The 12,024-nt window shown below is 36.6% G+C and carries 9 protein-coding genes and 1 pseudogene; 7 read left to right on the top strand and 3 right to left on the bottom strand.

Annotation, left to right across the window (positions count from 1 at the left end; translation table 11 throughout):
• The 5 genes and pseudogenes from H7254_RS20260 to H7254_RS20240 form a co-directional block, all read left to right on the top strand.
• Positions 1 to 190, top strand: a pseudogene (locus tag H7254_RS20260) (tRNA nucleotidyltransferase); the annotation flags it as partial.
• Between the two features lie 41 nt (positions 191 to 231).
• On the top strand, positions 232 to 813 hold the full coding sequence (locus H7254_RS20255) for a hypothetical protein (protein WP_301923251.1): 582 nt from the start codon (positions 232 to 234) through the stop codon (positions 811 to 813).
• Positions 814 to 1,038: 225 nt separating this feature from the next.
• Positions 1,039 to 1,932 (top strand): tRNA (adenosine(37)-N6)-dimethylallyltransferase MiaA, encoded by an 894-nt coding sequence (miaA, locus tag H7254_RS20250; protein WP_301934703.1) that lies wholly within the window; start codon positions 1,039 to 1,041, stop codon positions 1,930 to 1,932.
• Positions 1,933 to 2,199: 267 nt separating this feature from the next.
• Complete coding sequence (locus H7254_RS20245; RefSeq protein WP_301934702.1) at positions 2,200 to 5,514, top strand: two-component regulator propeller domain-containing protein; 3,315 nt, start codon at positions 2,200 to 2,202, stop codon at positions 5,512 to 5,514.
• Between the two features lie 751 nt (positions 5,515 to 6,265).
• Complete coding sequence (locus tag H7254_RS20240; RefSeq protein WP_301934701.1) at positions 6,266 to 6,709, top strand: response regulator; 444 nt, start codon at positions 6,266 to 6,268, stop codon at positions 6,707 to 6,709.
• Positions 6,710 to 6,751: 42 nt separating this feature from the next.
• On the opposite strand, the gene H7254_RS20235 is transcribed toward H7254_RS20240, so the two are convergent.
• On the bottom strand, positions 6,752 to 8,308 hold the full coding sequence (locus H7254_RS20235) for a hypothetical protein (RefSeq protein WP_301934700.1): 1,557 nt from the start codon (positions 8,306 to 8,308) through the stop codon (positions 6,752 to 6,754).
• Between the two features lie 71 nt (positions 8,309 to 8,379).
• Positions 8,380 to 9,120, bottom strand: coding sequence for a hypothetical protein (locus tag H7254_RS20230; RefSeq protein ID WP_301934699.1), 741 nt, complete (start codon positions 9,118 to 9,120; stop codon positions 8,380 to 8,382).
• Positions 9,121 to 9,356: 236 nt separating this feature from the next.
• Between H7254_RS20230 and proS the strand changes: the two genes are divergently transcribed.
• Positions 9,357 to 10,835, top strand: coding sequence for a proline--tRNA ligase (proS, locus tag H7254_RS20225; RefSeq protein WP_301934698.1), 1,479 nt, complete (start codon positions 9,357 to 9,359; stop codon positions 10,833 to 10,835).
• A 112-nt stretch (positions 10,836 to 10,947) separates the two neighbouring features.
• Positions 10,948 to 11,412 carry a hypothetical protein gene (locus H7254_RS20220; RefSeq protein ID WP_301934697.1) on the top strand — a complete coding sequence of 155 codons (465 nt, stop codon included), beginning with the start codon at positions 10,948 to 10,950 and terminating at the stop codon, positions 11,410 to 11,412.
• Positions 11,413 to 11,517: 105 nt separating this feature from the next.
• On the opposite strand, the gene H7254_RS20215 is transcribed toward H7254_RS20220, so the two are convergent.
• On the bottom strand, positions 11,518 to 12,024 hold a 507-nt coding region (locus H7254_RS20215; protein WP_301934696.1), incomplete at its 5' end, for a T9SS type A sorting domain-containing protein.

Raw genomic sequence — 12,024 nt, 5'->3', positions numbered from 1 at the left:
CTGGCAGCCGCCCATAACCGGAGAACTGATTATGGAAACCTTTAACCTTCCGCCGGGCCGTGTAGTGGGCGATTTAAAAAATGCTATCCGCGAAGCTATTTTAGAAGGAGAAATTCCCAATGAGTATGAAGCAGCTTTTAATTTTATGGTTCAAAAAGCAACGGATCTTGGCCTTTTTTATAAAGCATGATTAATTATCATTATTCCATTATCAATTAGTAATTTTACATTATGGCAATATTACGTTTCAGAATTTATTGGGAAGATGATGACAGCATTTACAGAGATGTGGTGATAAAGCATACGCAAAATTTTGCAGACCTGCATCTGTGCATTTTAAAGAGTTTTGAGTTTGATAGTAAACACAAAGCCACTTTTTACCGTAGTAATGACAGTTGGCTAAGAGGAAGGGAGATTTCGTTGGAAAAATATGCTGACAAATCCTATAAGGTTGAGCCAATGATAATGACGGAAGTTACCATGGGATCAGAAATTAAAGATCCTAATCAGAAGTTTATTTATGTATACGATTTTAATAAGTTCTGGACCTTTATGGTAGAGCTTATCAATGTAGATAAAGACGAAAATAAAAAGCTTGCCTATCCGGTTTGCATCCGTACAGAAGGTATTGCCCCCTCACAATATGGTACCAAAGGTTTAATTGATAAACGCCTTGCAGAAGTGGAAGAAAAATACGATCTGAATGCCGCTGCCATGCTGGAAGGGTTTAGCGAAGAGGATGAAGATGGCAATGCCACCGAAAGCGCTGAAGAAGATACCACCGCTGGTGAAGAAGCCCAGGAAGACTTTTAAATAATAAATAATTATTATTTTAATCATGCGAAATGAAAAGTAAATTATTTTTCTTTTGTATTTTTTGAATTAGGATAACTTTTCTTTTTTTTATAATTACCTGCTGCGTTTTTATTTTTTTTGGTTGCCCTCCTCCTTCAATTATTGTAAAATTCTGCGCTGTATGGGTATTAAATATTTCACTATACAGCATGCGGTTATTAATTATCCGCTAAAAAATATCCATTGAAAAAAACCTGTATCATTATTGTTGGCCCTACTGCTGTGGGTAAAACAACGTTGGCAATCCAGCTGGCACAACATTTTTCAACTGACATTATTTCGGCAGACAGCCGTCAGTGTTTTAAAGAATTAAACATTGGGGTTGCTAAACCCTCAGCGCTGGAGTTGCAGTTGGTGAAGCATTATTTTATCAACTCACATTTTATAAAAGATACCCTGAATGCGGCGGTATTTGAACAGTATGCATTGGCAAAGGCAAAACAAATTTTTGCAACCCATGATATTGCTGTAATGGTGGGTGGTACCGGTTTGTATGTAAAAACATTCGTTGACGGTATCGATGAAGTACCTGTTATAGAACCAGCGATCAGGGAACAGGTTGTTGCGGATTATGAATGGGAGGGATTGGAATGGTTACAAAAAGAAGTTGAAAAAAATGATCCATTGTATTTTGAAAAGGGAGAAATAAAAAATCCGCAGCGCTTGATGCGGGCATTGGAAGTAAAATTATCCACGGGCAAATCTATCATCGAATTTCAAACACAGCAAAAGCAAAGCAGGGATTTTAATATTATTAAAATTGGCCTTGAAATGCCAAGAGAAGCGTTGAACAAAAAAATAAACAGCAGGGTAGATGAGATGATGAAAAACGGCTTATTAAATGAAGTTAAAACCCTGGTGCCGTATAAGAATTTGAACGCTTTGCAAACAGTGGGCTACAGGGAATTATTTGGTCATCTTATTGGCGACCTTTCATTGGAAGATGCAATTGAAGCCATTAAAATAAACACCCGCCAGTATGCAAAAAGGCAAATGACCTGGTTTAAAAAAGATGAAACCACCCGCTGGTGTATGCCAGATTTTTCGGAGCTTATTAAACTGGCTGGCAATAAATAAAAGGATAGATAAATTACTACTGTATAACTACAATATTATCTACGTTCTGTAAAACCCGTTTACTTTAATTTTCCTGTTTGTCCTGAGTTTGTGTTATTTCAAAAGTTCATTATCCCCATCGTTTTAACAATTTACTAAATTATTTCGGTAATATTTATTTTGAAATAAGCGGTGACATGTTGTATCGGTTGATATATTCCCATTGATTAACATTCAGTGACAATAGAATCTCCCTTCATTTTTGCAACAATTTTAAGGGTCCTAATTATGAAAAATGTCCGATTATTATTATATCTTATTTTACCGGCTTGCTACAGCATTACTTATGCTCAAAACAGTCAGCTGCATTTTGAACACATTGGCGAAGCACAGGGAATTTCTCAAAGCAATGTACTATGCATAACGCAGGATAGCAAAGGGTTTATGTGGTTTGGTACCTGGGACGGTTTAAATAAATATGATGGTTATAAAATGAGCGTATATAAAAATGATCCTGCAGATTCCAGCAGTTTAAGCAACAATTATATTAATGGTATTTCGAAAAGTAAAAACGGCAATTTATGGATTGCTACAGAAGGCGGCGGTCTGTGCCATTTTAACCGCAGCCAGGAAAACTTTACACGCCTGCAACATAGGTCTAACAACGCAAACGACATTATCAGTAATGTTGTAAACTGCGTATTGGAAGATGATCGGGGAATGGTTTGGATTGGAACACCCCAGGGTTTGGATAGATACGACACCTCTAAAAAATTATTTGAACACTTTACTTTTAAAACAACTGACACTACCAGTATTAGTGACAATTTTATAAAATATATTTTTCAGGATTCGGAACACAATTTATGGCTGGGCACCGCTCTTGGCGGACTTAATTTATTTGACCGCACCACAAAAAAATTCCATCGGTATCAGCACAACCAGTATAATAGTGCTTCTGTTAACAGCAATGACATTTATAGCATTTTTGAAGATAGCAAAAAAAGATTGTGGATTGGTACCAATGGAAATGGGCTGGATCTTTTTAACCGGCAAAACGAAACCTTCCGGCATTTTAAACATGATGAAAATAATATTCATTCCCTTGCTGGTAATACTGTGCTGGCGATTAATGAAGACGCTGAAAATAATTTGTGGATTAGTTCAGAAAACCAGGGCATATCAGTGTTTAACATTACGACCAGTGTTTTTTCTGTTTATAAAAATGATGAGGTAGATAAAAGCAGTATCAGCAATAATTCTGTTTATGCAATTTACCGCGACAGTAAAAATAACATGTGGCTGGGAAATTTTGCAGGTGGCATCGATTTGCTTAGCCGCGATAAGCTGATGTTTACGCACTATTTACATAGCACCCAACCCAATAGCCTCAGCAATAACATTGTGTTGAGTATTATGGAAGACAGTAAAAAAAATATCTGGATAGCAACGGATGGTGGAGGTCTTAATTTTTTTGACCCGCTAACGGAAAGCTTTAAACATTTCCGTCATCAACAAAACAATAAAAATAGTATTTGTGGAGATAATATTTTAAGTACCTGTGAAGACAGCAAGGGCAATATCTGGATAGGTACATGGATTAATGGCTTAACTGTTTTTAACCCTGGTAAAAATACTTACCGGCATTATGAAAATGACCAACACAATCCGTTAACCTTAAGCAGTGGCAATGCATCGAAAATTTTTGAAGACAAACAAAAAAATATTTGGATTGGAACCTACGGCGGCGGATTGAATTTATTAAATCAGGATGGTAAAACATTTTCTCACTACCTTTTTATCAATAACAAAGGCAATGGAATTGCAAGCAATATAATAGTAAATATTTTTGAGGATAGTGACGGGGAGTTTTGGTTGTGTACTGCAGGCGGCGGACTGATTCTTTTTGATAGAAAGACAAAAGACTTTACAACTTTTACACATGATGATGAAACAAAGAATAGCATAAGCAGTAATAATGTAAATGTAGTTTTTGAAGACAGCCGTAAAAATTTGTGGGTCAGCACCCTGATTGGCTTAAACCTGTTTGATAAAAAAACCAGGCAGTTTAAAGTTTTCAGGGCTGCGGATGGGTTGCCTGGTGAATATGTTTTTGGTATACTTGAAGATGAGCGGCATAATATCTGGGTTAGCACTAATAAGGGGATATCCTGCTTTAACCCTGAAACCAAAGTTTTTAAAAATTATGGAGTTACCGACGGACTTCAATCGAACGAATTTAAACAACTGGCATATTGCAAAACAACGTCGGGCAAAATGTATTTTGGCGGGCTTAATGGCTTTAATGTTTTTTCGCCGGATAATATCCGGACTACGGCTTTTGAGCCGCCACTGGTATTGACCAATTTTCACATTTTCAATCAACAGGCAGCGATTGAAGTAAACAATCCAAATCCTTTTCCTTTAAAACAAACCATAACTGAACCTGATGATGTTACGTTACCTTATTACAATTCAGTTTTTTCCTTTGAGTTTGCAACACTCAATTATGTAAGTGAGGAAAGAAAGCGTTATGCGTATATGCTGGAAGGCTTTGATAACGGATGGAACGAAGCTGGTACATCCAGGAGCGCAACTTACACCAATCTGAACCCTGGCAAATATGTATTTAAAGTAAAAGGGTTAAATAACGAAGGGAACTGGTCAAAAAATATTCTAAGGATACATTTACTTATTACACCACCTTATTGGTTAACGTGGTGGTTTAAATTAATTATTTTTTTGCTGCTTGCGGGCGGTGCCATTGCCTTATATCTTATTCGTACCCGTGCGGTAAGGGCACAACAAATAAAACTTAAAAAGCTCGTGGAAGAGCAAACACAACAATTAGTTTTATCTGCCCAGTACGAACAGAAAGCCAGGAAGGACACAGAGTTGGCCAATAAAGAATTAAAAATAAAAAATAAGGAACTGGAACAGTTTGCATACGTGGCTTCCCACGATTTACAGGAGCCACTGCGTACTACATCTAGCTTTGTAGAGCTGATGCAGAAGCAATACCAAGGCCGCCTGGATGAAAAAGCTGATAAATATCTTAACTATATTGCCAATGCATCTGACCGGATGAAAATATTGATAAAAGACCTGTTGGATTTTTCAAGAATCGGAACTAACAGAGCATTTGAAAAAGTAGATTGTAATACTATTTTATCAAATGTAGTGGCTGATATTTCCGTTGCTATACAGGAAGAAAAAGCAGTAATACAGTTTACAGAATTGCCGGTAATTCAAGGCCATTCTACTGAAATAAAATTGCTTTTTCAAAACCTGCTGATCAATGCCATCAAATTTCATAAACCAGGTGTTTTACCAAGGATAGAAGTTAGCGTTCAAAAAACGGAAGGGTACTGGCAATTCAGTATCAGCGATAACGGTATCGGGATTGAAAAGCAATACCGGGAAAGAATTTTTGACATTTTTCAACGCCTGCATACAAGAACGGAATATACAGGTTCCGGTATTGGTTTATCGCATTGTAAAAAAATTGTTGAGTTGCACAATGGAAAAATATGGGTAGAGTCTGAGCCTGGGTACGGAAGTAATTTTTATTTTTTACTTCCGGCTGAAGATATTGCAGGATGAAAAAATTTGCCCTGACAGGATTACGGCAACTGTTTTTAGATATAAAAATTAGCTTGAATGCAATAAAAAAAAATACACTATTGCTTTACCCAAAAGTAAATAACTAATCCATTTATTTAAACCGCTTAAATTAAGCAGGCCGCATGGTCCGGCTTGAAGCAACACAAACCAAAATCGAATTTGTATAGCAGGGAAGAGCCTTGCAAACCCAACGGAACGTTATAAAATAAGCTTAAGAAACTGAAGCAGTTGAGCTACGTAGCATTTCTTGATTAACTGCGCCTCTAAAAACAACTGCAAGCTTTGTATATTTGCTTCAAAAATAATATGGGCGCAAATTAGATAATAAAGCAGATAAATATTTTAATTTTATTGCCGAAAGCTTTGCCAGGTTGTGCATGCTGATGAAGGATTTGCTGTATGATTCAAGAATTGGGACAAAAGCAGCTTTGGAAAATGTTGGCGGTAATAAGATAGCACTAATTGTGTTATCAACTTTAACGGGGAAGTTGTAGAAAAAAGGCAGCTATTAAATGTGGTAATTGATAATGGTATTAATATCGAAAAGTAGTGTGTAAAAAATATTAAATATTATTCGATGCCGTGATATTCATAATTAATTATAAAGGATCTGGCATTGAATTATATCATTTTAAAAAATTATTGATTTGTACCATGGTAAGATGTGGATAAAATCTTTATCAGAAGCTTGTATTATATTTTTATCCACCATTCCTGAAAAAACTACGTAATGATTGAAAACATGTTAGACTGTATTCTTGTAATTGATGATGACGAACCTACAAATTTTATCAGCACATTGGTTATTGAGGAGGCCTGTTGTACGCGTCATCTGGAGATAGCCGATAGTGGTTTTAAAGCATTAAATTATCTTCAAAAAGCATTTGCTGAAACAACTGTACACAACAATTTTATTTTGCCCGACCTGGTTTTTCTCGACATTAATATGCCCCGTATGAATGGATGGGAATTTTTAACTGAATTCAAAAAATTGAACAATGATTATTTCCGTAAACCAGTAATCATTATGCTTACAACATCTCTTAATCCGGATGATAAACACAGGGCAGAAAACATCCCGGAAGTAGATGGCTTTGAAAACAAACCCCTTACGAAAGAGATGATACAGAAGATGATGGAAAAATATTTTAATATCGCTAAAACTAATTTATAGCGTCTTAAATAAGTTCAGGATTATTTTTGTTTACCAGTATTCTTAAAATTTAAATCCAACACTTGCAACTATATTACCCCGCAGATTTTTTATATTGGCAAAAGTGTTATTTTTATCCTGAAGCCTGTAAGGGAAATTTACATCTTTATTCACTGAATATATATAGGTAAGATCAATAAAAAAACCTTTGTTGCGATAACCAAGACCACCGCTTACCAACATCTTATTTGCTTTTAAAATGGCATCTTTATAGGGGTTGGTATAATAAGCAAAACCTAGCCTGGCCATTACTACATTAAATTTTAGTTCACCACCCACCCGAAAATTAAAGGCACCTTTATATTGGTTTTTTATAACCTGGTTTAAGGAAGTATAATATTCTTGTTCTCCAACAGCGGGTGTTTGGTTTGCACTGTAAAAAGACGAGGCACTATGACGGACATATTCAATATCGGCGGTAATAAATCCTTTCTGTTCTTTTACATTTTCTATTTGTCTCAACACATAACTTGCGCTCACCATTGCCTTCCACGGTGTTAACAAAGTATAATTGCTTTCGCCTGGAACACCATTTGTAAATTTTTCCGACGATACCGAAGCTACTGGCGGCAAGTTGGGTTTATAATTTTCCCTGTCAACTTCAAGATCAATATTTCGCCTGTCTTTAACCGTAAACATATAGCTTGGGGTATGTATTGCAAACCCCAAACGCAAAAATTCAGACGGCTTAAAAATAACGCCCATTTTTAAATTCAATCCAACTCCTTTAGTTGAAAAATTATCGGTATAGTTAAAGTAACCAAAATTATTATTTGTATCAGATGAAGTATCGCTTTCTCTAAAAGTAGTAGTACTGTGGTAATTAATAATTGGTATTCCGATACTGCCCCCAATTAATAACTTATCATTTTTGTTTACTGCATAACCAAGTGCTACCTCATACATACCGCCGCTGGTTTGCAGGGTATTTTTCTGAAACAACGCCTTGCCGTTTGCTAGTAAAAATTCGGGCAAAGCCTTTACCCTGTTGCCGCTAAAAGTATCAACAAGGTAGGTATACAATGCGGGTGCAGCGCTATAGGCATATTGCGGATCATTTAATATATCATCAATACTGCCCTTGCTTAAACCTTTAATCGCCTGCTCTACAAATTGTTCGCTGAAAGAACTATAATTGTTATAACCTGAATATTGTATGGTGTTATTGTAATCGGCTGTTTGGGTAACCGCAAGGCTGATAGACTGACTTGTGTTGGGTTTGTAACGGTTGTTCGCTCCATATACAATTCCTATCGGGCCTAAAAGAGTGAAATTATTTTTACTGCTTTTTAATTTTGAGTCTCTGAAATTTACGTTATTGTTATTAAAATTAAAGCCAGGTGTAAAAACAAATTCTCCCGTTTTATAATTACCTAAACCTGCAGGGTTTACAAAGGTTGCTGTAATATCTCCACCCAACGATCCCATAGCACCTCCTATTGCCATGCTACGTGCAGTGCCATTTTGAGGAAAAAATGAATAGCGTAAAACATCTTCGGGAACCTGTGCATACAAATTATGCCCAGTTAATAAAAGTGCGAAGAATAAATATTTTTTCATGGCATAATTATTTTTGCATGCCAGTTTTAAAGCCGGCAAATATATTTTTTTGTCTTTACCAATACTGCTTTTTAATTGGGTCTTGTAATTCTACCGCCTGAAGAACCGGATGAACTGCTGCCTGATGATGAACTGTTGCTGCTGGCAGGTGGCGGCGTGTAGGTTCTTTCAGTTGTGGTTCTGTTTGTTGAGGTATTGTTGTAGCTATTGTTATTATTGTTATTTGATGGACTAAATACTTTATTCAAAGCATTTCCTAATCCACTAACTCTTCCGTTACTGTTATTATACGGTCTTGGTCTGTTGGCAGGTACAGACATTAGAGGGGAATTGGTATTGTTATAATGCTGGTTATACCCACTCAGGTTGGTCATTCTTGGAGTGCTGTTTTTAATGGTACCAGCAGGAGTAATGTATACAGGGTAGGGGCTGTAATAAGGATTGTAATAATAATTGCTATAAAAGTTGCTGTAATAAGGGTTGTAATTATTGTAATAACCGTGCCCATTATAACTGCTGTAATTATTATAATTATTGTAATTATTGTAATATGCATACGGGCTGTAAGAATAGTCATTATTCAAATACCTCCACCTGTAATCAGTTATGCCCATCCGGATCATCCTGTCTTCACCGGTATTATTGTAATATTCATCATTGGCAGGCTCTCTTTTAGTAGTTGCTACCGCTTCGCCAAAGCTACGGGCAGGAGAATAATATACATCATCAGGGGTTTGCCCTGATTTGTACATGGTGGCACAACTGCTAAAAGCAACTACAAAAACCGCTAAAATTATAAGGTTCGTTTTCATGATAATTTGTTTAAAATTATTGTAATGTGAAGTTACTATTTTTGTGCGATTTTATAAAAGATCTTGTCGGTTATCTGCAAATATTTACTTTTTTAACTATAATGCAACAATCAGGCAAATGAATGTTAAATGTGTGCTAAAAACCAATGGTTGCGAGGATGCATATAAAAGTAAAAAATAAGATGAAATAAGTCTTGCAAGAATTGTAAAACCATTAAAAAATAATAATAAATAAAATGAGCAAAGAAATTACAAGCAGGGCAAATGATTATTCTCAATGGTATAATGACTTAATTCTAAAGGGCGGCCTGGCAGATTACAGTGCTGTTAGAGGTTGTATGGTAATTAAACCCTATGGTTATGCCATATGGGAAAACATGCGGGATGAGCTGGATAAAATGTTTAAGGAAACCGGCCATGAAAACGCCTATTTTCCTTTGTTTGTACCAAAAAGTTTATTTGAAGCAGAAGAAAAAAATGCGGAAGGGTTTGCAAAAGAATGCGCCATCGTTACTCACTACCGGCTTAAAGCCGATCCGGATAATAAAGGGAAATTAATAGTTGATCCAGAAGCAAAATTAGAAGAAGAGCTGGTAGTAAGACCAACCAGCGAAGCCATCATCTGGAATACGTACAAGGGCTGGATACAATCTTACCGGGACTTGCCGTTGCTGATAAATCAATGGGCCAATGTAGTTCGCTGGGAAATGCGTACCCGTTTATTTTTACGTACTGCTGAGTTTCTGTGGCAGGAAGGTCATACTGCCCATGCTACCAGGCAGGAAGCGGTTGATGAAACGGTGCAGATGCTGAATGTATACGCAACCTTTGCGGAAGATTTTATGGCAATGCCCGTAATTAAAGGCATTAAATCTGCCAATGAACGTTTTGCAGGCGCTGAAGATACCTATTGCATTGAAGCGTTGATGCAGGATGGCAAAGCCTTACAGGCCGGAACCTCTCATTTTTTGGGACAAAATTTTGCAAAAGCGTTTGATGTAAAATTTGCCGATAAAGAAAATAAGCTGGATTATGTATGGGCCACCAGCTGGGGAGTAAGCACCCGGCTTATTGGAGCGTTGGTAATGGCCCATAGCGACGACCAGGGTTTGATTTTACCTCCAAAACTGGCGCCCATCCAAGTGGTGATTGTGCCAATTTTTAAGGGAGAAGAACAAAAACAGCTCATTGATGAAAAGGTAAAAGTGTTGCAGCAACAATTAAAGATGGCAGGTATAAAAGTGAAATATGATGACAATGATAATAATCGCCCCGGATGGAAATTTGCAGAATATGAAATGAAGGGCGTGCCTGTTCGCATAGCCATTGGTGCACGGGATATTGCAAACAATGTGGTGGAAGTGGCAAGAAGGGATACAAAAGAAAAAGTAAGTATGAGCATTGACGGCCTGGCAGAAAATATTATTGAACTACTAAACAATATTCAAAAATCCATTTACGATAAAGCAAAAAATTTCAGGGATGCGCATATTACAAATGCCAATACCTGGGATGAATTTATGCAGTTGCTGGATGAAAAAACCGGCTTTATAGCTGCTCACTGGGATGGTACACCGGCCACAGAAGATAAAATTAAAGCGCTAAGCAAGGCAACGATACGCTGTATACCGCTTAACAATAAAACAGAAGAAGGGAAATGTATTTTAACCGGTAATGCAAGCGGGCAAAGGGTTTTGTTTGCAAGAGCTTATTAATCTGTATTAATTTTATTGAAACAATTTACAAAGGCGCTGAAACTTTCAGTGCCTTTTGTTTTGCTGAATCACAAAAGTTTTATATTCGTTTAAACAATTAAAACCTTCATTGATGGATCCTGAACAAAATCTTTTAGAAAATGAATTGCTGATTAATAACATTTCACAAATCCACCTCAAAGAAACCGCCATGTGGACAAAATTTTTAGCCATCACAGGTTTCATTCTCAGTATCTTTATTGCTGCTGGAGCTGTTTTTATAGGAACCATGTTTAATAAGTTATCGGGCGGATTGCCTGGCGGTAAAGAAATGGGTACGATGGCTGGGGGAATGATTATGGTGATTTATTTTTTTGTAGCGGCAATTGCTTTTCTGATGTCTGTTTTTCTGTTCAGATTTAGCATTAACATGCAGGCAGCTTTAAAAGCCAACGATCAGGAAACACTCAATCTTTCTTTTCAAAATCTAAAAAATTTTTTACCGTTTTGCGGGTATCATCACTATTTTATATCTTATTATTTTGTTGCTTGCATTAATAGGAGGCATCTCTGCCGCAATCTTTGGCCGGTAAAATGAACTTAAAAGTATAAAAATTATTTTAAAATACACATCCTGTAAAAATCCCGGAATAGAAACTCCGGGATTTTTTTTATTGGCAAAGTTGCGGATGATTTTATTGTCTTATTCTACAATTATTTTAGTACTATAAGTACCTTCAGGTAAATATACTACCACATGGTAAGTGCCTTTAACACTGCCTTTCAGTGGCAATTGATAAATGCCATCAAATGCGTTTACGTTATTTTTCTGCAATATTTTTTGCCCGGTTGCATTAATTAATTCTACACTTGCTTTATTGGTTGTACCGGAAATAAACAGGTTTACAAAATCCTTTGCAGGGTTAGGGCTCACTGTAAGTACGATGCCGTCCGACTTGCTGATACGTGCATTGCGAACAACGGAATATTCCTGCCTGTCATTAATATCTACCTGACGTATTCTGTAATAATAAACAATACCAGGTTGCACAAAACGATCAGTATAACCATAGCTTAAATTGAGGGAGGTGGTACCATTGCCATTTATCCAGCCAATCTGTTTAAAATTACTACCATCTAAACTTCTGTCAACTATAAAACCACGGTTGTTTATTTCAAGTTCGGTATTCCAGGACAACTGAATATTTTT

The sequence above is a fragment of the Ferruginibacter sp. genome (assembly GCF_014377975.1).
Lineage (GTDB): Bacteria > Bacteroidota > Bacteroidia > Chitinophagales > Chitinophagaceae > Ferruginibacter.
The sequence above is the reverse complement of the archived record's forward strand: the minus strand, read 5'-3'. Positions and strand labels throughout refer to the sequence as shown.